At 76.4% G+C, this 25,445-nt stretch carries 20 protein-coding genes and 2 pseudogenes; 9 read left to right on the top strand and 13 right to left on the bottom strand.

The window, feature by feature from the left end; all coding sequences use genetic code 11:
* The first annotated feature begins 88 nt into the window (after positions 1–88).
* Positions 89–997 carry a class A beta-lactamase gene (gene bla / locus QQY24_RS03010; RefSeq protein WP_301971099.1) on the top strand — a complete coding sequence of 303 codons (909 nt, stop codon included), beginning with the start codon at positions 89–91 and terminating at the stop codon, positions 995–997.
* 54 nt (positions 998–1,051) lie between these two features.
* Here bla and QQY24_RS03005 read toward each other — a convergent pair.
* A pseudogene (locus tag QQY24_RS03005) lies at positions 1,052–1,148 on the bottom strand.
* Between the two features lie 312 nt (positions 1,149–1,460).
* Between QQY24_RS03005 and QQY24_RS03000 the strand changes: the two are divergent.
* On the top strand, positions 1,461–2,351 hold the full coding sequence (locus QQY24_RS03000) for an SDR family oxidoreductase (protein ID WP_301971098.1): 891 nt from the start codon (positions 1,461–1,463) through the stop codon (positions 2,349–2,351).
* A 246-nt stretch (positions 2,352–2,597) separates the two neighbouring features.
* On the opposite strand, the gene QQY24_RS02995 is transcribed toward QQY24_RS03000, so the two are convergent.
* From QQY24_RS02995 to QQY24_RS02955, 9 genes and pseudogenes are all read right to left on the bottom strand, one after another.
* Positions 2,598–3,977, bottom strand: coding sequence for an APC family permease (locus QQY24_RS02995; protein ID WP_301971097.1), 1,380 nt, complete (start codon positions 3,975–3,977; stop codon positions 2,598–2,600).
* Between the two features lie 55 nt (positions 3,978–4,032).
* Positions 4,033–4,129 (bottom strand): annotated as a pseudogene (locus QQY24_RS02990).
* Positions 4,130–4,251: 122 nt separating this feature from the next.
* Entirely contained in the window at positions 4,252–5,010 is a 759-nt protein-coding gene (locus QQY24_RS02985; protein ID WP_301971096.1) for a polysaccharide deacetylase family protein, read from the bottom strand.
* A gap of 298 nt (positions 5,011–5,308) precedes the next feature.
* Positions 5,309–6,085 carry an isoprenyl transferase gene (locus QQY24_RS02980; protein WP_301971095.1) on the bottom strand — a complete coding sequence of 259 codons (777 nt, stop codon included), beginning with the start codon at positions 6,083–6,085 and terminating at the stop codon, positions 5,309–5,311.
* A 115-nt stretch (positions 6,086–6,200) separates the two neighbouring features.
* On the bottom strand, positions 6,201–7,571 hold the full coding sequence (locus tag QQY24_RS02975) for an MFS transporter (RefSeq protein WP_301971094.1): 1,371 nt from the start codon (positions 7,569–7,571) through the stop codon (positions 6,201–6,203).
* A gap of 214 nt (positions 7,572–7,785) precedes the next feature.
* Positions 7,786–8,529, bottom strand: a complete 744-nt coding sequence (locus QQY24_RS02970) for a ribonuclease BN (RefSeq protein WP_301976120.1) — start codon at positions 8,527–8,529, stop codon at positions 7,786–7,788.
* A 270-nt stretch (positions 8,530–8,799) separates the two neighbouring features.
* Positions 8,800–9,558, bottom strand: coding sequence for a polysaccharide deacetylase family protein (locus tag QQY24_RS02965; protein ID WP_301971093.1), 759 nt, complete (start codon positions 9,556–9,558; stop codon positions 8,800–8,802).
* Between the two features lie 166 nt (positions 9,559–9,724).
* On the bottom strand, positions 9,725–10,651 hold the full coding sequence (locus QQY24_RS02960; RefSeq protein WP_301971092.1) for a DMT family transporter: 927 nt from the start codon (positions 10,649–10,651) through the stop codon (positions 9,725–9,727).
* Positions 10,652–10,657: 6 nt separating this feature from the next.
* Entirely contained in the window at positions 10,658–11,506 is an 849-nt protein-coding gene (locus QQY24_RS02955; protein ID WP_301971091.1) for an SDR family oxidoreductase, read from the bottom strand.
* A gap of 206 nt (positions 11,507–11,712) precedes the next feature.
* Here QQY24_RS02955 and QQY24_RS02950 point away from each other — a divergent pair, with 206 nt between their 5' ends.
* Positions 11,713–12,879, top strand: a complete 1,167-nt coding sequence (locus QQY24_RS02950; protein ID WP_367658038.1) for a galactosyldiacylglycerol synthase — start codon at positions 11,713–11,715, stop codon at positions 12,877–12,879.
* 155 nt (positions 12,880–13,034) lie between these two features.
* Here the strand turns inward: QQY24_RS02950 and QQY24_RS02945 are convergent, their stop codons facing one another.
* Entirely contained in the window at positions 13,035–13,526 is a 492-nt protein-coding gene (locus QQY24_RS02945; RefSeq protein ID WP_301971090.1) for a peptidylprolyl isomerase, read from the bottom strand.
* A 212-nt stretch (positions 13,527–13,738) separates the two neighbouring features.
* Here QQY24_RS02945 and QQY24_RS02940 point away from each other — a divergent pair, with 212 nt between their 5' ends.
* The 5 genes from QQY24_RS02940 (at position 13,739) to QQY24_RS02920 (ending at position 21,295) form a co-directional block, all read left to right on the top strand.
* A complete protein-coding gene (locus QQY24_RS02940; RefSeq protein ID WP_301971089.1) occupies positions 13,739–14,977 on the top strand; it encodes a hypothetical protein in 1,239 nt (412 codons plus the stop codon).
* Positions 14,978–15,124: 147 nt separating this feature from the next.
* The gene (locus tag QQY24_RS02935; RefSeq protein WP_301971088.1) at positions 15,125–15,265 is read left to right on the top strand and encodes a hypothetical protein; all 141 of its coding nucleotides are present in this window, start codon (positions 15,125–15,127) and stop codon (positions 15,263–15,265) included.
* 135 nt (positions 15,266–15,400) lie between these two features.
* On the top strand, positions 15,401–16,594 hold the full coding sequence (locus QQY24_RS02930) for a YbdK family carboxylate-amine ligase (protein ID WP_301971087.1): 1,194 nt from the start codon (positions 15,401–15,403) through the stop codon (positions 16,592–16,594).
* A 220-nt stretch (positions 16,595–16,814) separates the two neighbouring features.
* Positions 16,815–18,599 (top strand): N-acetylglutaminylglutamine amidotransferase, encoded by a 1,785-nt coding sequence (locus QQY24_RS02925; protein WP_301971086.1) that lies wholly within the window; start codon positions 16,815–16,817, stop codon positions 18,597–18,599.
* A gap of 236 nt (positions 18,600–18,835) precedes the next feature.
* Complete coding sequence (locus QQY24_RS02920) at positions 18,836–21,295, top strand: prolyl oligopeptidase family serine peptidase (protein WP_301971085.1); 2,460 nt, start codon at positions 18,836–18,838, stop codon at positions 21,293–21,295.
* Positions 21,296–21,540: 245 nt separating this feature from the next.
* Here the strand turns inward: QQY24_RS02920 and QQY24_RS02915 are convergent, their stop codons facing one another.
* Complete coding sequence (locus QQY24_RS02915) at positions 21,541–23,133, bottom strand: glycerol-3-phosphate dehydrogenase/oxidase (RefSeq protein WP_301971084.1); 1,593 nt, start codon at positions 23,131–23,133, stop codon at positions 21,541–21,543.
* The gene (locus tag QQY24_RS02910) at positions 23,130–23,729 is read right to left on the bottom strand and encodes a TetR/AcrR family transcriptional regulator (protein ID WP_301971083.1); all 600 of its coding nucleotides are present in this window, start codon (positions 23,727–23,729) and stop codon (positions 23,130–23,132) included. Before QQY24_RS02910 ends, QQY24_RS02915 begins: the two co-directional genes overlap by 4 nt.
* A gap of 85 nt (positions 23,730–23,814) precedes the next feature.
* On the opposite strand from QQY24_RS02910, the gene QQY24_RS02905 reads away from it, so the two are divergent.
* Positions 23,815–25,407, top strand: a complete 1,593-nt coding sequence (locus QQY24_RS02905) for an FAD-binding oxidoreductase (protein WP_301971082.1) — start codon at positions 23,815–23,817, stop codon at positions 25,405–25,407.
* The last annotated feature ends 38 nt before the right edge of the window (positions 25,408–25,445 follow it).

Below are 25,445 nucleotides of genomic sequence, written 5' to 3'. Positions count from 1 at the left end.
CTCTTGGACATGAGGGGTGTCCCGCTGTTTTGCTGTCCCCGCCGAAGATCCGCCCAGCCGACGACGAACCCCCGGGAGAGCTCCGCACATGACCAGTGCCACCCCTGTGCCGCGCCGCGGCCTGATCAAGGCCGGCCTCGCCCTCACCGCCGCCGCCCCCGCCGCGGCGCCGGCCGCCTCCGCGAGCTCCGCCACCGGCCCGGGCGGCGCCCGGGCCGAGCTGACCGGGCTGGAGCAGCGCTACGGCGCGCGCCTCGGCGTGTACGCCCGCAACGTCCGCACCGGGCGGACCGTGGCCCACCGGGCGGGGGAGCGGTTCGCGATGTGCTCCACGTTCAAGGTGTTCGCCGCCGCGGCCGTCCTGCGCGACGGCGGCGACTGCGCACCGCTGGACGAGGTCGTCCACTACCCGCCGCACGACATCCTGCCGAACTCGCCGAGGACCGAGGAGCACGTCGGCACCGGCATGGCGGTGGGCGACCTGTGCGCGGCCGCGATCCGCTACAGCGACAACACGGCCGGCAACCTCCTGCTGCGCCGGATCGGCGGGCCGGCCGGCCTCACCGCGTTCTTCCGGTCGCTCGGCGACCCGGTGAGCCGGCTCGACCGCTGGGAGACCGACCTCAACACCGCCGTCCCCGGCGACCCGCGCGACACCACGACCCCCGAGGCCCTCGGCACCGTCCTCGAACGGCTGACACTGGGCCGGGGCCTGGACGAGTTCGGCCGCGAGCAGCTCGTCACCTGGCTGAAGGGCAACACCACCAGCACCCGGCGGTTCGGCGCCGGACTGCCCCGGGACTGGGTCCTCGCCGACAAGACGGGCACCGGTTCCTACGCGAGCGCCCACGACATCGGTGTCGCCTGGACGACCCGGGGGACACCCGTCCTGCTGACGGTGCTGTCCGCCAAGTCCGCCGAGGACGCACCCGTGGACGAGGCCCTGCTCGCCGAAACGGCCCGCGTCCTGGCACGCGCCCTCGCCCCCGGCGAGTAGTAGCCGCCGGACCGGGGCCCCGGGGCCGTGCGGGCCGTGCGGGCCGTGCACGAGCGGAGAGGGCAGGATTCGAACCTGCGCGGGCCCCCTGGGGGGCCCGACCGTGAGCTGGGCTCGCTGGTCCCCGATCAGCCACTCCGGGCACCTCTCCCCGCGTCCGGCTTCCGGTGTCCCGTCCGCCGTTCACAGGAACAACAGTGGCAGGGGCCGCTGACGGCCGGCTGACGTGGTGCTGACGGGTTCCCCCTGATGCCCGCCTTCGGCGGTGGCGCCCTGGACGGCGCGCGGTCCAGGCACGTCCTCCCCCGTCCGCCGGGGGCCGGCCCGGCGCCCCCGGCGGGCACCCGCCGCCTGTGACGGGTCGTAGTGGACCTGCGGGTTTCCGTGCACCGGAAGTGCTTTTCGGCCGCCGTGATCCGGGAACCCGGTCGCCGTTCCGTTCCTTCGACACCCAGGAGGCCCCGTGACGGACCAGCAGGGCGACCGGCCGAACCCGGTCACACAGCACGACCGCCCCGACTTCCCCTCGCAGGACCAGCCGCATCCGGGCTGGACCGGGCCGATGGACCCGCCGCCCGACCACGGCGAGGAGTCCTACCGGGGCTCCGGCCGACTGGAGAACCGCAAGGCCGTGATCACGGGAGGGGACTCCGGCATCGGCCGTGCGGTGGCGCTCGCCTTCGCCCGCGAGGGCGCCGACGTGCTGTTCACCCACCTCCCCGAGGAGGAGGACGACGCACGCGAGACCTCCCGCCTGGTGGAGGACGCCGGCCGCAAGGCGGTCGCCGTGTCCTGCGACATCCGGGAGGAGGACAACTGCCGGGCGCTGATCGGACGGGCCGTCGACGAGTTCGGCCGCATCGACGTCCTGGTGAACAACGCGGCCTACCAGATGTCCCAGCCGGACGGGATCGAGGCGATCAGCACCGAGCAGTTCGACCGGGTGCTGCGGACCAACCTGTACGGCATGTTCTGGCTGACCAAGTTCGCCCTGCCGCACATCCCGGCCGGGGGCTCGGTCATCAACACCACGTCGGTCCAGGCCTACAAGCCCAGTCCGCACCTGCTCGACTACGCGATGACGAAGGGCGCGATCGTCACCTTCACCCAGGGCATGGCCCAGATGGTCGCCGAGCGCGGCATCCGCGTCAACGCGGTCGCGCCGGGGCCGGTGTGGACCCCCCTGATCCCCGCGACGATGCCCGACACATCCGAGTTCGGCAAGCAGTCCCCGCTCGGCCGGCCGGCGCAGCCCGCGGAGATGGCTCCGGGCTACGTCTATCTCGCCTCCGACCAGGCGAGCTTCATCACCGGCGAGATCCTGAACGCGACCGGCGGCACCCCGCTGCCCTGATCGCGGCGCCCGCCGTCCCGGGCCGGCACCGCCGTCGGGCGCGGTGCCGGCCTCTTCCGTGCGCCCGGCCGCAGCGGACGTGCCGGGGGCCGGACGGGCGGCCCGGCCGCACCACCCGGCCGGGCCGTGTCCGCCGTCCCGAGCCGGACCCGACGTCCGGCCGCCCGGCCGGTCCGTCGTCGTACGGGCACGCCGCCCCGGCGGTGCGCGCCCCCCGGGGACGGGCCTGCCCCCCGTCCCCTTCCGTCACGCCGGCGTCCGCGGCCCGGCGGTGTCCGTCCCGGGCTCGTCCCCGGCCGCCCCCGCGGCCCTGCCCCGCCGCACGGCGGCGACCGCGGCCAGCACGGTCCCGGCACCGAGCACCACCAGCCCGCGCCACCACACGGCGGCCTCGACCTGCGTGGCGAGCAGCACGCAGGAGGCGGCCCCCAGGACGGGCAGCGCGGTCGGGGTGCGGAAGTGCTCGGCGGATCCCGGATCACGGCGCAGGACCAGCACCGCGACGTTGACGATCAGGAAGACCACGAGCAGCAGCAGGACCAGGGTGGAGGCCAGCGTGGCGACGCTGCCGGTGAGCGCCAGCAGCATCGACAGCGCGGTGGTGGCCGCGATGGCGACCCAGGGCGTGCGGCGGCCGGGCAGCACCTTGGTCAGCGCGGAGGGCAGCAGCCCGTCGCGGGCCATGCCGAAGGCCAGGCGTGAGGACATGATGCCGGTGAGCAGGGCGCCGTTGGCGACGGCGACGAGCGCGACGGCGCTGAAGAGACGGGGCGGGACGCCACCGGCGGCCTTGACGACCTCCAGCAGGGGCCCGCTGGACGCCACCAGGCGGCCGGTCGGGACGGCCGCGGACGCGGCGACGCCCACCAGCACGTACACGGCCCCCGCCGTGGCGAGCGCCCCGAACAGCGCGCGGGGGTAGGAGCGCCGTGGGTCGCGGGTCTCCTCGGCGACGTTCACCGACGTCTCGAAGCCCACGAAGGAGTAGTACGCCAGCACCGACCCGCCCAGCACGGCGGCGGCGGCGCCCCTGTCCGGGGTGCCGAGCCGGGTGAGACGGCCCAGGTCGCCGTCGCCGCGGAGCAGCAGCCACGCGCCGAGCGCGACGATGGTGACCAGACCGCCGACCTCGATCAGGGTGGCGACCACGTTGGCGCGGGTCGACTCCCTGATGCCCCGGGCGTTGACCAGCGCGAGCAGCAGGAGGAACGCCACGGCGACGGCCCCCACGGGCAGGGTGACGAACGCCGACAGGTAGTCGCCCCCGAACCCCCGGGCGAGCGCGGCCACGGAGACGATGCCCGCCGCGAGCATGCAGAAGCCCGCCACGAACCCGACGAAGGGGCCGAACGCCAGGGTGGCGTAGTGGGACGCTCCGCCGGCCTTCGGGTACTTCGTCGCCAGTTCGGCGTACGAGGAGGCGGTCAGCAGGGCCAGCAGCAGCGCGGCGACCAGCGGCACCCACACCGCTCCGCCCGCCTTGGCGGCGACCTGGCCCACCAGGACGTACACCCCGGCACCGAGGACGTCGCCCAGGATGAAGAAGTAGAGCAGGGGGGTGGTGAGGGTCCGTTCGAGGGACGGGCCCGCGGCGGCCGCGTGCGGCTGTGGCTTGAGCGTCGACATGTCGCCCTTGTCCCCTGAACCGGCGGGATCACGCCACGCGCCGGCGACCGCGCTGCGGAGAGGGCAGGATTCGAACCTGCGTGGGCCCCCTGGGGGGCCCGACCGTGAGCTGGGCTCGCTGGTCCCCGATCAGCCACTCCGGGCACCTCTCCCCGCGTCCGGCTTCCGGTGTCCCGTCCGCCGTTCACGTGGACAACAGTGGCAGGAGCCGCTGACGGCGGGCTGACGCGCGAGCGGCCCGGCCGGTGGACCGGGTCGCTCACGCGCGCGCCGTTCAGCGCACCGGGAAGCCGAAGGAGTAGCCCTGCCGCTTCAGCCAGGGCAGCAGGGTGCGCAGGGCGGCCACGGTCTGGGAGCGGTCACCGCCGGCGTCGTGGAAGAGCAGCGTCGGGCCGTTGCCCAGCTCGCTCCGCACGGTGGCGACGATGGCGTCCGCGCCGGGCCGCTCGAAGTCCATGGAGTCGACGTTCCAGCCCAGCGGGCGCATGCCGTGGGAGGCCGCGAGGTGGCGGCTGTAGGGGGTGAAGGCACCGCCCGGTGCCCGGTAGTACACCGGCCGCACGCCTCCGGAGGCCTTCGTGATCCGGCGCTCGGCGTCCAGGATCTGCTGCGACTGGTACGCCCGGGACTTGGTGTCCATGGTGGTGTCGTGCGACACCGTGTGGTCGCACAGCCGGTGTCCGGCCGCCACCACCCGTCTCACCAGGTCGGGATGGGCCTCGGCCTGGGTGCCCACCATGCAGAAGGTCGCCTTCACCCCGTTGTCACGCAGGAGTTGCAGCACCTGCGGCGTCCAGACCGGGTCCGGGCCGTCGTCGACGGTGATGTTGACCGCGTGGGCGCCGCGGTCGGAGGCGTGGGCGATGGCGGCGGACACGTGCGCCGCCCGGGGCGCGGCGGGACGCGCCGCCGGGTGACCGCCAGCCGGGCCCGCCTGCGCGGTCCACACCGAGGTGGCGGCGGCCAGCGCCGTCACCCCGAGCGCCGCCGCTGCCACCCGGCCGTACCATCCCCGCCCACCGTGCCGTGCCATGTCCGCCCCGTTCCTCGTGGTGCCGTTTCCCGTGCACCTGTCAGGACGGGCGGGACCCGCGGGAGGATCCGCCTGTTACCGATCACGGACGATTCCGGGGTGCTTCCGCGACGCGGCGGCATCCCGCGGGCCGCGGCCCCGACCGTGCGGGACGCGGGGCGCGGCACCGGGGCGGGCCGTGGCGGGCCCGCCGGGCGATGCCCCCGCACCGCGTCCCACCGGGCAGGACCCCCGCACCACGGGGCCGGGGCCGCCCCGCCGCACGACCCGCGGGACCGCGCGCGGCGGACGCGCGCGGTCAGCGGCCGTAGCGGCGGTCGCGGTCGGCGTACGAGCGCAGCGCGCGCAGGAGGTCGATCTGACGGAACGCCGGCCACAGCACGTCCACGAAGTGCACCTCGGCGTAGGCGGACTGCCACAGCAGGAACCCGGACAGCCGCTGTTCGCCGGAGGTGCGGATGATGAAGTCGGTGTCGTGCCCGGCCGGTGAGTACAGGTTGTCCGTGATGTGCTCCAGGTCGAACTCCGCCGCCAGGTCCCGGGGGTCGCCGCCCGCGCCGATGTGCCTGTCGAAGGCCGCCCTGACCGCGTCCACGATCTCGCGGCGGCCGCCGTAGCCGACGGCGACGTCGACCTTGAGGCCGCCGCGGCCCTTCGTCGGCGCGGCGGCCTCCTTCAGCACCCGCGCGGTGTTGCCGGGCAGCAGGTCCAGCGCGCCGATGATCTCGATCTCCCAGGGCTCCCCGGGGACGCAGACACGCTGCACGGTCTCCTCGATTATGTCGAGCAGGGGCTCGAGTTCGTGGGCCGGCCGGTGCAGGTTGTCGTCGGACAGCATCCACAGCGTGACGTGCTTGATCCCGGCGTCCGTGCACCAGTGCAGGAAGTCCGTGACCTTCGCGCCCCCCACGCGGTAGCCCTCACGGACGTCCCTGTGTCCCGCGCCCCGCGCCCAGCGCCGGTTGCCGTCCAGCATGATCGCCACATGCCGCGGCCGGGGCAGCCCCTCCAGCTTGCGGTTCAGGCGCCGTACGTAAACCGCTTCCAACGCCGACCGCAAGGCTTTCCATGCCACGCCTGTGTCCCTTCTCCGCACCCGTGATCGAAGGCGCAACGATAGTGCCACGCCGTCCGCCCGGGCCAGGCGCGTCCGTTCGGCCCCGGCCGTCCGCCCGGTCGCCGCCCCCGGATCAACGGGCGGCCTTCGCCGCGCCGTGGCCGGGACCCGCGTCCGCGCCGGCCTCGGCGCGGCTGAGCGCGGCGCCACGGGTGTCCGGCATCAGGACGTAGACGACCAGCGAGACCAGCGCGCACCCCGACACGTACCAGAAGAACGCCTTCTCGTGGCCGATGTCCTTGAACCACAGGGCGATGTACTCCGCCGTCCCGCCGAACAGCGCGTTGGCGATCGCGTACGGCAGCGCCACGCCGAGGGCACGGACCCGGGTGGGGAACAGTTCGGCCTTCACCGCCGCGTTGATCGAGGTGTACCCGGTGACGACGACCAGGGCGAGCAGGGACAGGCCCAACGCCGGCCAGTAGGAGGACGCCGAGCCGAGAGCGGTCATGATCGGATAGGTCCCCACCGTGCAGCCGACCGCGAAGGTGATCAGCAGCGGACGGCGTCCGATCCGGTCGGAGAGCAGCCCGGCGAGGGGCTGGAGCAGCGCGAAGACCGTGAGCGCGGTGAAACTCACCAGTGTGGCGGTGGACCTGGCCATCCCGGCACTGCCGACCAGGTACTTGGTGAGGTAGGTGGTGTACGTGTAGTAGGCCACCGTGCCCCCCAGGGTCAGCGCCATGACCAGAGCGGCCTCGCGGCGGTGCTCCCACAGGGCCCCGAGCGTGCCGCGCGCGCCGTCCGCGGGCCCGTCCGCGCCGGACTCCTCGGTGAAGGCCTCCGTCTCCGTCAGCCGGCGCCGCAGCCAGAACACCACCACGGCGAAGACGGCCCCGAACGCGAACGGGATGCGCCACCCCCAGCTCTCCAGCTGGCCGGTGGTCAGGGTGTGCTGCAAGGTGATCAGGATCGCCAGGCCGAGGAGCTGACCACACGTCATCGACACGTACTGGAACGAGGAACCGAGTCCGCGCCGGTTCCGGGCGGACGCCTCGGTCAGGTAGGTGGCGCTGGCGGCGTACTCACCGCCGATGCTCAGGCCCTGCAGCAGCCGCGCCAGCAGCAGCACCCCGGCGCCGAGGTGGCCGGCCCGGCCGTAGGTGGGCGCGGCGGCGATGAGCAGGGCGGCGACCGACATCATGCCGACGGTCAGGGTGAGCGCGCTCTTGCGGCCGTGCCGGTCCGCCGCCCGGCCCAGGATCCAGCCGCCGACCGGGCGCATCAGGAAGCCGACCGCGAAGATGCCGGCCGTGTTCAGCAACTGGGTGGTGGGGTCGTCGCCGGGGAAGAACGAGTCGGCGAAGTAGATCGCGAAACTGGCGTAGACGAACCAGTCGTACCACTCGACGAGGTTGCCCAGGGACCCGCCGACGAGCGCGAGTCGGCGTGCGCCGGGGGAGACGGCGGCCCGGTCACCGGGCACGGTGGCGGCAGCTGGCATGGCGGCTCCAAGGAGGAAGGGGTCCGGTCGGAACGGGACCGGACGCACCCGGTGACGGGCACCCCGGTCCCCGGGTACGTCCGAGCATGCGGACGCCGCCCGCCCGGGACAAGGCCGCCCGGAACCGACACGGCGTCAAGGAGCCCCCGTCGGGACCCGCTTGCGCGGCGTCCTCCCCGGCCGGGCCGCGCTCCGGTACCGGCCCGCCGCCCGCTCACCCGTCGTGGCGCGGCATCCAGTGGTGGTCGCAGAACCAGCGGCCGAGGAGCGCGCCGCCGTAGACGACGAATCCGACGCCGATGAGCCAGGACTCCACCACCAGCACCGTGCCGACCGCGCCGTAGTTCAGCGCGTTGGTGACGATGAGCGGTTCGAAGACGAGGGAGGAGAAGACGCGCAGCCCGCCCAGGCCGACGACGGTGGCCAGCGCGCCCGGCAGGAGCGTGCGCCAGTGGACCTGGCCGCCCAGCAGGAAGCGCTGCCCCCACCAGAAGAACAGGACGCCGCTCACGGTCGACAGCGCGATCCGCTGGTCACCGCGCAGGGCCGTCTGCGTGAGCACCTCCTGGTAGAGGTAGGCGGTCAGCACCACCAGCCAGGTCGCCTGCCGCCACACCCGGTGCCAGGGGCCGGGGGCCAGACCCCAGATCCGTTCGTACCCGTTCTGCACGCTGCCCCCGAAGGACGTGCCGAACACCACGAGCAGCAGGCCGCTCAGCAGGCTGGTGGTGCCGATGACCTTGCGGGGCGGGGAGATGACGGCGGTGAGCGCGCGGGCCGACCGGCCGGACAGGCCCATGCCGTCGGTGAGCCAGGAGGCGAAGCCGCCCCGCCCCAGCGGGTCGGCCGCCGCCACCACGATCAGCAGCGGGGCCAGCGTCACCAGGGCCAGCGTGGCGAACCCCATCGCCCGGTGCATCAGCTCAAGCTCGCGGCCGCGCCGGAACAGCACGCGCACCCCGAGCCACTCCCAGGCGCGGTGGAGGCCGCGCCGCCCCTGTCTCACGGTACCCTCCCGTGCTCGCCGCGCCGCCCACCGACGGCCGCGGGCCGCCACGGGCGGGCGCGGCCCCCTGCGGGTCCCCGGTGGCACGGCCGGCCGGAAGCCGCCCGCGCGCCCGGCCTCGGGTGGCGGACCGGCCGCAGATGGTCAACCGGCCGGACACGGCGCGCCGGTCCGGCGCCGCGCACCGGCCGGAGCGCGGGCCGCGCCGCTTCGGGAAGCGTCTCACCCGGCAACCGCCCCAGCCACCTCCCCGCCCTCCTCCGCGGCGCTCCCGCACCGCGCCGCCGCCGTGCCGTGTTCGGCCAGCGGTCCCACCGACAGGCCCGCGTCCCGGCAGCCGCGCACGATGCCGGGCAGCGCGCCGAGGGCGGAGCGCCAGGACCCGGGGGCCGCGTGCCGGTCGGAGTCGTGGAGGAGGACGGTGCCCCCGCCGCGCAGGCCGGCCCCCACCCGGGCCCGCACGGAGGCGGGCGTGGCGTGCGCCGTCCAGTCCCGGCCCCACGCGGTCCACAGCACGGGGCGCAGCCCGGCCCCGCGCGCGGCCAGCCAGCGGCCGGAGGTGAGGATGCCGTACGGCGGCCGGTACCAGTGCGGGCGGACCCCGGTCGCGTCGTACAGCGCGCGCACGGCGCGCAGCACGTCCGCCGCGTCGCGCGCCGGGGCCGGCCACCAGGGGCGGTCGTGGGCCCAGCCGTGCACCGCCAGCTCGTGCCCCCGCCGTGCGGTCTCCCGGACCAGTCCGGGATGCCGCACGACGCGTTCGCCCAGCACGAAGAAGGTCGCGCGCACGCCGAGGCCGTCCAGGGCGTCGAGGAAGCGGGGCGTGGACAGCGGATCCGGACCGTCGTCGAAGGTGAGGGCGACGTGGTCCGGGCGGCCGCTCCCGGCCAGGGCCGGGAACAGGGCGCGGCGCAGGCCGGGCAGCCAGGTGGCCGCCGGGCCGATGTGCGCCGCCGCCAGGACGGTGAGCGGCAGCGCCACGGCGGCGGCCCGCCGGGAGCGACGGGACGGGGGAACGCCGGCGGTCCCCCTCGGGGCGGTACGGGCCCGGTGCCGGGCGCCCGGGGCGCCCCCTTCGGGGCCGGGGCGGGCCGGGGGCCGCACCGCGCGGGGAACCGGGCACCGGTGTCCCCGCGCGCCGCGCGGGTCACCGTCGCTCCGGGGGCCCGGCCCCGGCCGACGTCCCGGTCCGCCGGTCCGCCCCCGGCGCCGTGTCCCAGGCCCCGCTGACCGACGGGGCCCCGGCCAGGCCGACGCTGCCCGCCCCGATCAGGGCGATGCCGACGACCTCGGGGAGGATCCGCACCCCCAGGGCGATGTGCTCCTCGAAGAGCACCCAGCCCAGCGCCACGCTGGTCACCGCGTCGCCGAGGGTCAGCGCGGGCTGGGACGCCGTCAGCGTGCCGGCGCGGAAGGCGCTCTGCAGCAGCAGGAAGGCCACGAGCCCGACGACCGCGGTGGCGTACGGCGACCAGTGCGCCAGCACGGCCGCCACCCCCTGTCCGAACCCGCCCACGACCTCCTTGACGAGCGCCGCGGTGACGGCGAAGGAGACGGCGGACGCCAGGCCGAACAGTGCCGCGCGCGGTGCTCCCCGGGCCCGCCGGCCCAGCAGCACGAGGACCACCACCACGAGCAGCAGCGGGCCGCCCGCCACGAGCCAGCGCCCGGCGGGAGCGGTGGAGCGCCCGGCCGACGGCGAGGCCACCCCCAGGAAGAGGGCCAGCCCGACCGCCAGCGCCGCGAACGCCAGCCACGTCCGCACCTCCGGACGCCGGCGGAAGACCAGACTGCCCACGAGGAGGGTGAACAGCAGCTCACTGGCGAGCAGCGGCTGCACGAGCGACAGGCCGCCCATGGACAGCGCCCAGGCCTGCAGCACCGCCGACAGGGCGAGCAGGCCGGCCCCCGCCAGCCAGTACGGCCGCCGCAGCAGGTGCGCCAGCCAGCGCACCGCGTACCGGACGCCGCGCCGGTCGTCCGCCTCGTCCACCGCGGCCCGCCGCTGCAGGACGGAGGCGGTCGCGTTCGACAGCGCCGCGAGCAGGGCCAGGACGACGGTGAGGACACTCACGGCCGGTTATCCGAAGTGGGCGGCGAGCCGCCGGTACAGGCCGGGTGCCGCGCCGCGCACCCGGGCGGGCAGGCGCACCCAGCCGGGCACGTAGACCTCGTCCCGGCCCCGCCGGACGGCCGTCCGCACGGCGTCCGCGACCCGCTCGGGCGGCACCGGCCTCGGCCGGGTGCGCCGGTAGGGCACGCCACGACGGTCGAAGAACGGCGTGTCCACCACGCCCGGGACGACCAGGGTGATCCCGACGCCGGTGCCGCGCAGTTCGTAGCGCAGCGCGTCCGCGAACGCGGCGACGGCGGCCTTGGCGGCGGAGTACACGGCCTCGCCCCGCACGCCCACGCAGCCCGCCACGGATCCGACCAGCACGACGCGCCCGCGCCCGGCCGCCACCATGTGCGGCAGCACCTGCCGGACGAGGTGCAGCGTGGCCAGCACGTCCACCCGGAGCACGTCGTCTAGGGCGTGCCGGGGCATGGCGGTGAAGTCGCCCGCCCAGCCGATGCCCGCACTGGCGACCAGCAGGTCCACCCGGCCGGTGTGCTCCAGGGCGAACTCGGCCAGCACCCGGCCGGCGTCGGGCAGGCGGAGGTCGGCGGCGAGGGCCGTGGCGGACACCTCGGCCGCGACCCGTTCCAGCCGGGCGGTGTCGCGCCCGTTGAGCACCAGGTCCCAGCCGCCGTCCGCGGCGAGCCGGCGGGCCACGGCCGCGCCGATCCCGGACGAGGCGCCCGTCACCAGGGCCGTGCCCAGGGGCGCGGCCGGCCGGGACGCGAGCCGGCGCGCCGATCCGGTCTCCGGGGCCGTCGCCCGTGACGCGGGGGCCGCCGATCCTGCACGGGCTGGCGCTTGGGACATGGTGTGACCTCGCTGCGGGAACGGAGGCGGAAACGAGGCCGGGCAGTCGACGTTCCCGGAGTCGGGGGATGCGGGCAGTGACCGGAGTATCCTCCGGGCCGGACCGCGAAACGCACAACTGGCCATTCGGATGAAACGCGACATGCCGGACACCCGCGCGCGGGCCCGCCGGCCCGCGCGCCGCGGGGTACGGTCGCCCGGTGGACGTGCGTGACTGCTCCCCCGGACCCGGCCGGCCCGCGCTCCCGCGCGGCGGGCCCCGGCGGATCCTCGTCGTCAGCGCGGGCATGGGCGCCGGACACGACACGGTGGCGGGCGAACTCGCCCGGCGCGCCCGGGTCCAGGGCCACGAAGCCCGCGTCGTGGACGTCCTCCAGCTGCTGCCCCGCGGCCTGGGGGCGGCCCTGCGCCAGTGCTACCAGGCGTCGGTGCGGCACGCTCCCTGGGCGTACGCGGGCCTGTACCGGACGTTCATGCGTCCGGGGCCCGGAGCCCGCCCCAGCGGCGTCCCGCTGGCCCGGCTGGCCGGTGACCGGCTGCGCGAACGGGTGGACCGGTTCGGCGCCGACGTGGTGGTGCCCGTCTTCCACCTCGCGGCCCAGCTGACCGGCCACCTGCGCGGCCGGGGCGGGCTCGACGTCCCGAGCGCCGTGTTCCTGCTGGACTTCGCCGTGCACCGGCACTGGCTGCACCCGGGCAACGACCACTACCTGTGCCTGACCGACGAGGCGGCGCGCGAGGTCCGGCGTGCGGTCGAGTCCCGGGTGCGCACGACGGGGCCGGTCGTCGCCCCCGGGTTCTTCGCCCCGCCGGGTGCCCCGTCGGCCCGCCGGCGCGAGTGGTTCGACCGGCGCGCTCCGGGCCGCCCGCCCGTCCTGGTCTCCGCCGGCGCCTGGGGAGCCCTGTCGCACGCCGCCGGCACGGCCCGGCTGCTGGCGTCGGCCGGCTTCCTGCCCGTGCTGCTGTGCGGGCGCAACGAGCGCCTCCTCGGCCGGCTCGCCGGACTTCCCGGAGCCGTGGCCCTGGGCTGGGTGGCCGACATGCCCGCGCTGATGGGGGCCTCGTACGCCCTGGTCGACAACGCCGCCGGGCAGACCGCCGTCCAGGCGCTCGCCGCACGGCTGCCGGTGGTGGGGTACCGCCCGCTGCCCGGGCACGGGGCGGAGGGCGTGCGGCGGATGGCCGCGGCGGGACTGTCGGAGTTCGCCGCGCGCGCCGCGGACCTGCCGGCCGCGCTCGACCGGCTGCGGCCGTCCGGCCCGGAGCGCAGGCGCCGCACCGCCCGCGCGCGGGAGCTGTTCAGGGCCGATGCCCTGGCGTGCGTGGCGGACCTCGCCGGCCCCCGCGTCCAGGCTCCGCCCGGCCGGTCGTGACCCGGCCGGCGGGGACGGGCACGACCGCGCGCCGGCCGGTCCCCGGACGGGAACGCCCCCGGAACCGGGGCGTTCCCGTCCGGGGACCGGCCGCCGCGGACGGGCGGCGGGTCCGCCGGGGGACGGCGGACCCGGTCGCCCGGTACCGGTACCGGTCAGACCGTGCCGCTCGCGGCGATCGTGACCTTCGCGCCGGGCGTTCCGCTCCCGCTGCCCAGGGACTCGATCCGGTCGACGATCTCCTTGCCCTCGACGACCTCGCCGAAGACCACGTGCTTGCCGTCGAGCCAGGACGTGACGACCGTGGTGACGAAGAACTGCGAGCCGTTGGTGTTCGGGCCCGCGTTCGCCATGCTCAGCAGGTAGGGGCGGTCGTGCTTGAGGGTGAAGTTCTCGTCCGCGAACTTCTCGCCGTAGATGCTCCGGCCGCCGGTGCCGTTGCCGCGCGTGAAGTCGCCGCCCTGCAGCATGAACTGGGGGATGATCCGGTGGAACGAGGAACCGGCGTAACCGTAGCCGTGCTCACCGGTGGCCAGCTCGCGGAAGTTCTTCGTGGTCCGGGGCACCACGTCGTCGAACAGTTTGAACACGATCCGGCCGGCCGGCTCGTCGTTGATGGTGATGTCGAAGTAGACGTTGTCGCTCATGGTGATCAACCTACCGGTGCCCGGCGCGGCCCCGTACGGAAGGTCCCCGTCCGGGAGCCCGGTGTCGCCCCGGCCCGGCCCGCCGCGTCCCGCCGCCGGACCGGGACGGCCCCCAGGGCAACCAAAGGGGCTCCCCGGGTGTCCAGGACATGACCGGCCGGCGGTGATCCGCCCCGGTCGCCGCCCATCCGGTTCCGACGAGGAGACCCACCGTGCGTCCACACCTCCCGCCCGCGGCAGCAGCCGTGGCAGCCGCAGCGATCGGCATCGGCGTTCCCGCCCTCGCCGCCCCCGCGGCCCACGCCGAGGACACCGCACCCGACCTGGTCGTCTCGTCGCTGCCGAGCGCCACGCCCAGGCCGGGCGACGTGTACGACCGGTCCGTCACGATCACCAACGAGGGCACGGCGGCCGCGGACCGCGTCACCTTCCAGATCCGGCTGACCCGCGGCCTCGACTTCCCGGAGCCGGTTCCCGGCTGCACCTACTCGACCCTCGCCGGCCAGGTCAGGCAGGCGCGGTGCGAGCTGGCCACGGCCATCGCACCCGGCGCCTCCGTCAGCACGCCCGTCCGGTTCAAGGCGCTGCCCGAGGCGCTGCTGGAGTCCGTCGAGTACGGCACCTCCTCCACCGGCGCGGCCCCGGCGGCGGAGGGGTACGGCGACAGCTACCGCCGGCTGCCGCTGACCGCGGACAGCACCGCCGACCTCGTCGCGATCGGGGACCGGGCCGAGGGGCGGCGCGGCAGCCGCGTGACCGTCAGGGCCACCCTGCGCAACGACGGCCCCGGTTGGATCCACAACCAGGAGAGCGACGACCAGCCGGGCCTGATGGTGCACATCCCGCCGGGCACCGAGGCCGTCGACGTCCCCGAGGAGTGCGCCCCGTTCGGGATCGACGCGCCGACCGGGCCGTCCGAACCCGGCCACTCCACGTACGTGTGCTGGCACGACGACAACACCATCGAGGTCGGCCAGTCGCTCGCGTACGACTTCGTGCTGAGGATCGGCGGGCACGCCCACGACACCAAGGGCGCGGTGACCGCTTCCTCCGTCTACGGAATCCACCAGGCGTACGACGAGAACCCGGCCAACGACACGGCGTACCTCGCCGTCGACGTCACCGACGACCACGACCCGGGCACCGGCACCTCCGGGGGCGGGGAGACGGACGGCGGCTCCGGCACGGGCGGCACCGGCAACGACCCGCACGGCCAGTCCACGGGCGGTTCCGGCACCCCGGCACCGACGCCGGCGAGCGCCACGGCCGGGAGTGACACGGGCGGCAGTGCCACGGGCGGTCCGGCCGGCACCCCGGCCGGCGGCAGCCTCGCCGCCACGGGCAGCGACGGCACCGGGCTGGTGGCCGCCGGTGCCGCCGGCTCGGCGGCGCTCGGCGGCCTGCTGTTCGCCGCCGCCCGGCGCCGGGGCGCCCGGACGGCCCGCCGCTGAAGTCCGGCCCGCGCGGGGAGCGCCGTCCTCCGGCAGTGGGGGCGGCGTGCCCATGATGGGGTGTGGCCAACGGCGGCGCCGGGACGCACCGGCACGCCCGCCGCCCGGGATACCCGGCCGCGGCGGGCGTCTTCGCCGCTCGTCGCCGTGGGCGCGCTGGCGGTGGCGCTGGGGGTGCGCGAGGCGGGCCTGGTCTTCACCGCGTGCGCGGCGCCGCTGGTCGCGGCCGTGGGCGCCGGGGTGGGCCGCAGGCCGGTGACTCCCCGGCGACCGCACCCGCTCACATGAGAGTGAGGGGTCACATACGGCGCGTGAACATGCTTGTCAACGGCTGATCGGGGAACTCGGGCGACGTCGGCCGGCCGGCGGCGCCCAGCGGGCGCCGCGCGTCGGCGGCTGTTGTCTACGCACAGGGGAGAAGCCGTGACGCCGCGCCTTGGGGCAGAAGAAGAGTTTCACGTACTGGACGTGGAGAGCGGGCGGCTCGTCCCACGCGCCGGGGAACTGCTCGGCCGGCTCGGCAGACCCGGATTCACCGGTGAACTGCAGCGCTCGGTCGTGGAGCGCAACAGCGGCGTGCACGCCACGCTGGACGGTCTGTACGCCGACCTGTCCTCGGCCCGGCGCGCCCTGGACACGGCCGCCGCCGACCTCGGCCTCGCCGTCGTGGCGGCCGGCACCGTGCCGCTGGCCCGCGTCACCCCGCGGGACGTCACCGCCGACCCGCGCTACCAGCGCATGGTCGACGACTACCGCCTGGTCGCCGACGAACAGCTCATCTGCAGCGCGCAGGTGCACGTCGACGTGCCCGACCGCGACACCGCCGTCCGCGCCATGTGCCTGGTCTCGCCGTGGCTGCCGCCGCTGCTGGCCCTCTCCGCCAGCTCCCCGTTCTGGCTCGGCTCGGACACCGGCTACGCCAGTTGGCGGACCATGCTCTGGCAGCGCTGGCCCACCGCCGGCCCGGCCGGCTGCCACCCGGACGCCGCCGCCTACGACGCGGCCCTCGCGGAGCTGATCGACTCCGGTGTCATCACCGACGCCGGCATGGTCTACCACGACGTGCGGCCCTCGGCCCACCAGGGCACGCTGGAGCTGCGCATCTGCGACGCCTGTCCGCGCGCGGAGACCGTGGTACTGGTCGCCGGGCTGTTCCGCGCGCTGGTGCGCGACGCCTGCGAGCGCCTGGAACGCGCGGACGGCCCGCTGTGCGACGGCCGCCACGACCGGCTGCGCGCCGCCGCCTGGCGGGCCGCGCGCTCCGGTCTCGAAGGCCCCCTGGTCGACCCGGTCGCGCACCGCGCGGCCCCCGCCCCCGTGGTGCTGCGCGGCATGCTGGCCCGGCTGCGCCCCGCGCTGGAGGCCTCCGGCGACTGGGACACCGTGAGCACGCTCCTGGAGGAGGCCCTGGAGGCCGGCAGCGCCGCCCACCGCCTGCGCCGGACGGCCCAGGCCGAGGACCTCCTCGCCAGCGTCGACCTGATGGTGGCCGAGACCCGCGGCGACCGCGGAACGCGGCGCGCGGCCGCCCGCCCCCCGCACCGGACCGCGCCGGTGGGCGCCGGACGTGTGCGCGGTCCCGTCCGCAGGCCGGCCGCCCCGAGCCCGAGCGCCTGAGCACCGCGCTCCCGGCCCGCCGCACCCCCCCACCGTGCCGGCACCCCCGAGTGACGAAGGAGAGTCAGACCGTCATGTCCAGTAGGCAGCACCCCGCCACCTCCGACCACCCGCACCCGGCGTCCGCCGTCCCGGCCGGCGCCCCCGGGCCGCGACGCCCGGCCCGGAGCCGCCCGGCGGGTCCGGGACGCACCGCGGACCGGGAGAAGGGGCGCCTCTGATGTGCGGACTCAGCGGAGAGATACGGTTCGACGGCGAACGCCCCGACCTGGCGGCCGTGGAACGGATGACCGACCGGCTCGCCCCCCGGGGCCCCGACGGCCGGGGCGTCTGGTCCCAGGGAGCGGTCGCCCTCGGCCACCGTCGGCTGAAGATCATCGACTTGTCGGAGACCGGCGCCCAGCCCATGTCCGACCCCCGCGCCCGGATCGCCGGCGTCTTCAACGGCTGCATCTACAACTACCGGGAACTGCGCGACGAACTGCGCGGCCTGGGCCACCACTTCTTCTCGGACTCCGACACCGAGGTGGTGCTCAAGGCCTACGCGCAGTGGGGCGCCGACTGCGTCGACCGCTTCTACGGCATGTTCGCCTTCGTGATCGTCGAGCAGGACACCGGGCGGGTCGTGCTGGCCCGCGACCGGCTCGGCATCAAGCCGCTGTACCTGGCCGAGACGCCCGACCGGCTCCGGTTCGCCTCCTCCCTGCCCGCGCTGCTCGCGGGCGGCGGCGTCGACACCTCGCTCGACCCGGTGGCCCTGCACCAGTACTTCAGCTGGCACGCGACCGTCGCCGCGCCCCACACCGTCCTGAACGGCGTGCGCAAGCTGCCCCCGGCCACCGTGCGGACCGTCGAGCCCGACGGCACCCGGCGCGACCACTGCTACTGGCAGCCCTCGTACACCCGCCGCGCCGAGTACGCGGCACTGGGCGCGGACGACTGGACGGACGCCGTACTGGACGCGCTGCGCACCGCCGTGCGCCGCCGCATGGTCGCCGACGTGCCCGTCGGCGTGCTGCTCTCCGGCGGGCTGGACTCCAGCCTCATCGTGGCCCTGCTGGCCGAGCAGGGGCAGGACGACCTCGCGACCTTCAGCGTCGGCTTCGAGTCCGAGGGCGGCGAGGAGGGCGACGAGTTCCACTACTCCGACCTCGTGGCCCGGCACTTCGACACCCGCCACCACCAGCTCATGGTCCCCTCCGACCGGGTCTCCGGAGCTCTGGAGGCAGCGGTGCGCGCCATGAGCGAGCCCATGATGAGCCACGACGTGGTGGCCTTCCACCTGCTGTCCGAGCAGGTCGCCAAGGAGGTCAAGGTCGTGCAGAGCGGCCAGGGCGCCGACGAGGTGTTCGCCGGCTACCACTGGTACCCGGCGATGGCGGGCGTGCCCCGGCAGAGCGCCGCCGACGCGTACGTCGACACCTACTTCGACCGGTCCCACGCCGATCTCGCCCGCATCCTCGAACCCGGCCTGCTGGCCGCCGAGGACGCCTCCGCCGAGTTCGTGCGCGCCCACATGGCGGCCGAGGGGGCCGAGACGGCCCTGGACGCCGACCTGCGGCTGGACACGCACGTGATGATGGTCGACGACCCCGTCAAGCGCGTCGACAACATGACGATGGACTGGGGCCTGGAGGCCCGGGTGCCCTTCCTCGACCACGAACTGGTCGAGCTGGCCGCGGCCTGCCCGCCCGAACTGAAGCTCGCCGACGGCGGCAAGGGCATCCTGAAGGCGGCCGGACGCAAGGTCCTGCCCCGGGAGGTCGTCGACCGGCCCAAGGGCTACTTCCCGGTCCCCGCGATCAAGCACATGGCGGGCCCGGTCCTGCAGCGGGTCCGCGAGACCCTCACCTCCCCGGAGGCGAAGGAGCGCGGCGTCTTCCGCCAGGAGTACGTCGCCGAGCTGCTCGCGGCACCCAACGAGCACCGGACCAGGCGAGGAGCGAACACACTGTGGCAGGTCGCGCTGCTGGAGACATGGCTCCAGACCCACGGCATCCGCTGAGCGGGGCGAACGCGGGAGCCGGGCACGCCGGGGAGAACGGGACCGCCGGGGGTGCCGGCGGTCCGGCCCCAGCCCCGGGCGGCGCGGGGGCGGGCGCCGGCGGCCGGGGCGCGGACGGTGCCCCTGCGGCCGGCCGGGCGCACGCCGGGGCGGCGCGGGCCGGGCGCGGCCGGGAAGACGCGCCCGCCCCCGGCCGCACCGGTGACGGGGCGCCCGGCCGGGCGTACGGTGCTCCGGTGGCGCCCGGACCGGCGCGCGGCGGCATGGAGGTGACCGAGCCGGCGCACCACGGGCACGTGGACACGCGCCGGCCCCGGCAGGCGCGCGCGGACTCCGGGGTGATCGCGCGAGGCGGCGAGGCGCTGCACGCGTTCGGTCCGGTGCACCTGGCCACGGGGCCGGACGGGGGCGGCGCGGCCGCGATCCGCGCGGCGCCGGAGCCGGTGCACCTGGCGGACACCGCCGCCCCCTACGACGTCCCGCAACCCCTGGTCGCCCACGGCTGCTGGTACCCCTCCGTGGACCCCGGCGGCCGGCACGTCGCCTTCATCTGCGACCGCACCGGAGTGCCCCAGCTGTGGGCCGGGCCCGTGGACGGCGGGCAGGTCCGGCTCCTGGACGCCGATCCGGAGCCGGTGACCGAGGTGTCCTGGTCGCCGGACGGCCGGTGGATCGCCTACACCACCGCCCCCGGCGGCGGGGAGCTGACCCGGGTCCTGTGCGTCCGCCCCGACGGCACCGGACGGCGCCTGCTGGCCGGGGGCGAGCCCGGCACCTCCGCCCACCTGGGCTGCTGGACGCACGACGGCTCGGCCCTCGCGGTGACCGTCAGGGAGCCCGGCCCCGCCGTCCTCACCCGGGACGGACCCGACGCGCCGACCGCGTCGGCCGATCCGCAGGTGCCCGTGCGCACCCGCGACTGGACCGGCCGCGCCGGCCGCGCGGTGCTGCTCGGCGGCACGGCCCTCACCACGGCGCCCCACCCCGTCCACCTCGACGCCCCCGCGGCCGGCGTCCACCCGCCCCACCCCGGCGCGGTGCGCGAACAGCCCGGCCCGAGGACCCTGACGGCCTACCTGGTCGACCCGGAGGGCGAGGCGGCGCCGGTCCTGCTGGCGAGCGAACCCGGGGCGCCGACCCTGCGCGTGTGCGACGTGAGCCGGGACGGCCGGCTGGCCCTGCTGCGCCGCGGGCCCCGCGGCAACCGCGAGGCGCTCGTGGTGCGCGGTGCCGACCGCACCGTCACCTGCGCGGTCCGGGTCGCCGACGGGGACCCGTGGATCGGCGGCTTCTCACCGGACGGCCGCACGCTGTGGCTGCGCAGCGACAGTGGCCGCGAGTACGCCGCCCTGCTCGCGGTCCGGCTCGGCCCGCGGGGGCAGCAGCTGGACCGGACGGTCGCCGCCGCCCGACCCGACTGCGACCTGGAACTGCTCGCCCTCGACCGCGAGGCGCACAGCGCCGTGCTGTGCTGGAACGTGCGGGGCGTCAGCGAGCTGGAGGTCGCGGCCCTGGCGCCGGCGGCCCCGGAACGGCACGGGGCGGACGGGACGCGGCGTCCCGGTGCCGCCGCCGGCGCCCCGGGGCAGGGACCGCCCGTCCCCGCGGCGCGTGCGGCCGTCCCGGCGGCCGTCCCGGACGGCACCGGGACGCGCCCGGCCGCCCCGGTGGGCGCCGCGGACGCCCACGAGCCGCCCGGCCTCCCGCCGGACCTCCCCCTGCTCGGCCCCTCCCGCGCCGTGGCGCTGCCCCACGAGGTCGTCGTCCGCGCCGCCCCCGGCTTCGGCCCCGACGGCCCCGTGGTGGCCCTGTCGGGTTCGCGGCGGCGGCCCGGCGTGTGGTGGCTGCCCCAGGGGGCGGCGCTGCGCACCCCCTGGTCCTCGCGCGACGAGGAGCAGGTGCCGGACGGCCGGCCGCCGGTGCGGCCGGTACCGCTGCGCCCCCTCGCCCGCGACGGACTCGCCCTGGGCGGCTGGTACTACCGGGCGCCGGGCCGTTCGCCGGGTGAGCCGGCGCCGTGCGTCCTGCACCTGCACGGCGGTCCCGAGGAACAGGAACGCCCCGTCCTGGAACCGCTCTACCACGAGCTGCTGGGCCGCGGCCTGGACGTCTTCGCGCCCGACATCCGCGGCTCGTCGGGGTACGGCCGCTCCTTCGTCGACGCCGACCTGGGCGAGGGCCGCTTCGCCGCGATCGAGGACGTGGCCGCCTGCGCGGCCCACGTGGTGGTGGAGGGCATGGCCGACCCCCGGCGGCTGGCGGTGATGGGCCGCTCGTACGGCGGCTACCTGGTGATGGCCTCGCTGGTCTGGCACCCGGAGCTGTTCCGTACGGGGGTGGCGGTGTGCGGGATGTCGGACCTGCACACGTTCTTCGCCGGTACCGAGCCGTGGATCGCCGAGTCGGCCGCCCACAAGTACGGGCATCCGGAGCGCGACCGCGACCTGCTGCGGGACCTGTCACCGATGAGCCGGATCGACGCCCTGCGCGTGCCCGTCCTGACCGTGCACGGCGAGCACGACACCAACGTGCCGCCGGGGGAGTCGGAGCAGTTCGTCCGGGCGGCCCGGGAGCGCGGGCTGGAGGCGGAACTCCTGCTGCTGCGCGAGGAGGGGCACGACTTCCGCCGCGCGGACAACCGGCGCCTGTTCCGCCGCACCGCCGCCGACTGGATCCAGCGGCACCTCGCCGACTGAGGGCCGGGACCGGGACCGCGCCAGTCGATGGGCGGGGAGTCCGCCACCTCCCCCGGGCTCGATCTCCGGCCCGGCCCGGCGCGGGAGCCCCACCAGGTCGCGCACGCCGTGGGCCGGACCGGGGACCTCGCCGTCCGTCCGCACCCGGCGGCCGCCGGCCGGGGACGTCCGATGCACGGTCACGGGGCGCTCGGCGGGCACGGCTCCGGCACCGGCGTGCCCGGGCGGCCCCGCACCCCGGCCGGTCAGGAGTGCGCCGCGGCCCGTGCCAGCGCCTCCCGGGCGGCAGGTAGCGCCCCGGCGCGGTCGTCCGGGACGAGGCCGATGCGGGTGCGCCGGTCCAGGAGGTCCGATACGTCCAGGGCGCCCTCGTGCCGGGCGGCCCACACGAGTTCGGCACGGGTGACCGGGTGCCCCGGCAGGGCCGGCTCGGCCAGGGCCGGATCCCGCTCCGCGAGGGCGAGGACCGCGGGGGCCTCGGTGCCGTAGCGGTGGACCAGCCGGCGGGGCGCGGGCAGGGCGCGCAGCCGTGCGGGGGCGGCGGCGCCGACCAGGGGCAGGGCGGCGGTGGGGGAGGGGCCCGCGGACAGGCCGCGCGCCGCGGCGGCGGCGTCGACGGCGTCCTCGGCCATCCGCCGGTAGGTGGTCAGCTTGCCGCCGACCACGGTGACCACGCCCTCGGACGAGGTGAGCACCGCGTGCCGGCGGGAGATGTCGCAGGTGCGGGCGGCGCCGGGTCCCTCGTGCCCGGAGGTGTCCAGCAGGGGCCGCAGTCCGGCGAAGGCGCCGGCGACCTCCTCCCGCCGCACCGGCGCGTCCAGCACCGGTCCGAGGACGTCGAGGAGGAAGCCGACGTCGCTCTCGGGGGCCTCCGGCACGTCCGGTACCCCGTCCTCGACGGGCTCGTCGGTGAGACCGACGTAGACCCGGCCGTCCCCCTGGGGCAGGACGAGGACGAAGCGGTTGGTCTCGCCCGGGACCGGGATGTGCAGGCCCGCCGGGAGGGAGCCGAGCCGCTCCGAGCGCAGGACGAGGTGCGTGCCGCGCGACGGGCGGATGCGGACGCCGTCGACGAGCCCGCCGGCCCACACGCCGGTGGCGTTGATCACGGCGCGGGCCCGGATCTCGCCCTCCTCGCCGGTGAGCTCGTCGCGGATCCGGGCGCCCGTGCCGGTCAGTTCCAGCACCCGCACCCGGGTGAGCACGCGGGCGCCGTGGGCGGCGGCCGTCCGCGCCAGCGCGGTGACCAGCCGGGCGTCGTCGCTCACCCGTCCGTCCCAGGACAGCAGTCCGCCGCGCAGGCCGGCGGCGCGCACCGCGGGCGCCAGGTGCCGGGCCTGCGCCGCGGTGAGCCGGCGGGGCGCCGGCAGGACCCGGCGCGGGGTCCGCGCGGCCAGCCGCAGCATGTCCCCGGCCCGGAAGCCGGCCCAGGCCAGGGAGGCCTGGGCGCGCGACACCAGGGGGGTCAGCGGCAGGACGAAGGGCTGGGCGGCCACCAGGTGCGGGGCGGTGCGGGTCATCAGGACGCCGCGTTCGGCCGCGCTCTCGTGCGCGACGTCGAACTGCGCGGACGCCAGGTAGCGCAGTCCGCCGTGGATGAGCTTGGAACTCCAGCGGGACGTGCCGAAGGCGAGGTCGTGGGCGTCGACGGCGACCACGTCGAGCCCGCGGGCGGCGGCGTCCAGGGCGGCGCCCGCCCCGGTCGCGCCGAGGCCGACGACCAGGACGTCGGCCACCGTGCCGTCCGCCGCCGCGGCCAGTTCGCCGGCACGCCGCCCGGCGCTGAGGGAGGACCCCGGTGCCGCGGCGGACCCGGGCCGGCTGCTGGTGGGGCTCATGGGCTGAGGGTCCTCTCCAGAAGGGTGCGCAGCTCGCCGAGGAAGGCGGACGCGCCGAGTTCGGGGTCGTCCTCGTCGGTCATGGTGCGCAGCGACAGCGCGAAGGACTGCACGGCCAGCAGCGTGGTGCGGGCCTGCCGTTCCACGTGGGCGATCCGGACGGACCCGTCCGCGTGGCCCTCGCGCAGGGCGTCGGCGAGCAGCCCGAGCAGCGCCTCCTGGCTGGCTCCGCGCCGGTCGAGCACGTAGGGGAGGAGCAGCTCGGGGTCGACGTCGACGATCTTGCGGAACAGGGGGTGGGCGCGGAACGCCTCCACCCCCGCGACCAGCCCCGCCACGATCCGGGTCCGCGTGTCCGCGCCGTCCGCGCGCGGCGGCATCGCGCCGGTGGCGACGGCGATCCACTCACGGGTCATCAGATCGCCCACCAGTGACCGCAGATCGGGCCAGCGCCGGTACAGCGTCATCCGGGACACGCCGGCACGGCGGGCCACGTCGGCCAGGGTGGTGCGGCGGACCCCGACGGCCAGCACGCAGTCGCGCACCGCGTCGAGCACGGCGTCGCCGCCCGAACGGTTGTGACGAATAGGCGCCATGTGTCACAGTGTAACGCCCCGGAGTCGGGGCGGAAGACGGCACCGCGCGCACCGAGCGAACCGACCTGTGAGGACGACCGTGTCGATGGACATGCTGTGGAACGGCTGGGGCGACCCGGCGAAGGCGGCACCCCTGCCCGACACGGCGACCGCGCTGCTGCGCGACCTGCTCGGCGTCACACCGCGCCCCGCCGGGGCGCTCGCCCTGCCGGACCTCCGCCCGCCCGCCACCACGGCCGCCCCGGCCGCGCTGCGCGCCCTCGCCGACGCCGTCGGCGGCGCGGAGCACGTCCGCACGGACGCCGAGAGCCGGATCCGGCACACCCGCGGCAAGTCCACCCCCGACCTGCTGCGCATCCGCGCGGGCGACACCGGTGACGTCCCCCAGGCCGTCGTCCTGCCCGCCTCCCACGAGGACGTCCTCGCCGTGCTGCGCGCCTGCGCCGCGCACGGCCTGGCCGTCGTGCCCTTCGGCGGCGGCACCTCCGTGGTCGGCGGCCTCGCCCCGCAGCGGCGCGACTTCGTCGCCCTCGACCTGCGGCGCATGAACGCCCTGCTCGACCTGGACCCCGTCTCCCGCACCGCCGTCCTGCAGCCCGGCCTGCGCGCCCCCGAGGCCGAAGCCCTCCTCGCCGCCCGCGGGTTCACCCTCGGGCACTTCCCGCAGTCCTTCGAGTGGGCCACCGTCGGCGGCTTCGCCGCCGCCCGCTCCAGCGGCCAGGCCTCGGCCGGATACGGCCGCTTCGACGAGATGGTGCTCGGCCTCACCCTCGCCACCCCCGAGGGCACCCTGGAAACCGGCCGCGCCCCCCGCTCCGCCGCCGGCCCCGACCTGCGCCAGCTGGTCCTCGGCTCCGAGGGCGCCTTCGGCGTCATCACCTCCGTCACCGTGCGGATCCGCCCGCTGCCCGAGCACCGCGTGTACGAGGGCTGGCGGTTCGCCTCCTTCGAGGAGGGTGCCGCCGCGCTGCGCCGGCTCGCCCAGGACGGACCGCCGCCCACCGTCCTGAGGCTGTCCGACGAGACCGAGACGCTCGTCGGCCTCGCCCAGCCCGACGCGATCGGCGCCGCCGCGGCCCGCGGCGACACCGGATGCCTGGCCGTCACCGGCTACGAGGGCGCGCGGCGGGACACCGGTCCGCGCCGCGAGCGGGCGGCGGCCGTGCTGCGCGCCGCCGGGGGGACCCACCTCGGCGCGGAACCCGGCGAACGCTGGGCCCGCGGACGCTACTCCGCCCCCTACCTGCGCGACGCCCTGCTCGACGCGGGAGCCTTCGCCGAGACCCTGGAGACCGCCGCCTTCTGGTCCCGCGTCCCCGCGCTGTACGACTCCGTGCGCACCGCGCTCACCGACACCCTCACCCGGGCAGGTACGCCTCCCCTGGTCATGTGCCACATCTCCCACGTGTACGAGAACGGCGCCTCCCTGTACTTCACCGTGGTCAGCGCCCGGGGCGAGGACCCGGTCGCGCACTGGACGCCCGCCAAGCACGCGGCCAACGAGGCCGTCCTCGCCGCCGGCGGCACCATCTCCCACCACCACGGAGTGGGCACCGACCACCGCGACTGGTACGTCCGCGAGGCCGGCCCCCTGGGCATCGGGGCCCTGCGCGCCGTCAAGCGCCGCCTGGACCCCGACGGCCTGCTCAACCCCGGCGTCCTACTGCCCGCCGACTGACCCGTCCCGGACCCGCCCCGTTCCCGCTCCGCCCTTGC

The sequence above is a fragment of the Streptomyces sp. TG1A-8 genome, from assembly GCF_030499535.1.
Taxonomy (GTDB): Bacteria; Actinomycetota; Actinomycetes; order Streptomycetales; family Streptomycetaceae; genus Streptomyces.
The sequence above is the reverse complement of the archived record's forward strand: the minus strand, read 5'-3'. Positions and strand labels throughout refer to the sequence as shown.

Excerpts from the sequence above, each read along its gene's own strand:
- QQY24_RS02975 (WP_301971094.1), bottom strand. The coding sequence starts at position 7,571 with ATGCCAGCTGCCGCCACCGTGCCCGGTGACCGGGCCGCCGTCTCCCCC.
- QQY24_RS02910 (WP_301971083.1), bottom strand. The coding sequence starts at position 23,729 with ATGGCGCCTATTCGTCACAACCGTTCGGGCGGCGACGCCGTGCTCGAC.
- QQY24_RS02985 (WP_301971096.1), bottom strand. The coding sequence starts at position 5,010 with ATGGCACGGCACGGTGGGCGGGGATGGTACGGCCGGGTGGCAGCGGCG.
- QQY24_RS02915 (WP_301971084.1), bottom strand. The coding sequence starts at position 23,133 with ATGAGCCCCACCAGCAGCCGGCCCGGGTCCGCCGCGGCACCGGGGTCC.
- bla (WP_301971099.1), top strand. The coding sequence starts at position 89 with ATGACCAGTGCCACCCCTGTGCCGCGCCGCGGCCTGATCAAGGCCGGC.
- QQY24_RS02955 (WP_301971091.1), bottom strand. The coding sequence starts at position 11,506 with ATGTCCCAAGCGCCAGCCCGTGCAGGATCGGCGGCCCCCGCGTCACGG.
- QQY24_RS02905 (WP_301971082.1), top strand. The coding sequence starts at position 23,815 with ATGGACATGCTGTGGAACGGCTGGGGCGACCCGGCGAAGGCGGCACCC.
- QQY24_RS02925 (WP_301971086.1), top strand. The coding sequence starts at position 16,815 with ATGTGCGGACTCAGCGGAGAGATACGGTTCGACGGCGAACGCCCCGAC.
- QQY24_RS02995 (WP_301971097.1), bottom strand. The coding sequence starts at position 3,977 with ATGTCGACGCTCAAGCCACAGCCGCACGCGGCCGCCGCGGGCCCGTCC.
- QQY24_RS02945 (WP_301971090.1), bottom strand. The coding sequence starts at position 13,526 with ATGAGCGACAACGTCTACTTCGACATCACCATCAACGACGAGCCGGCC.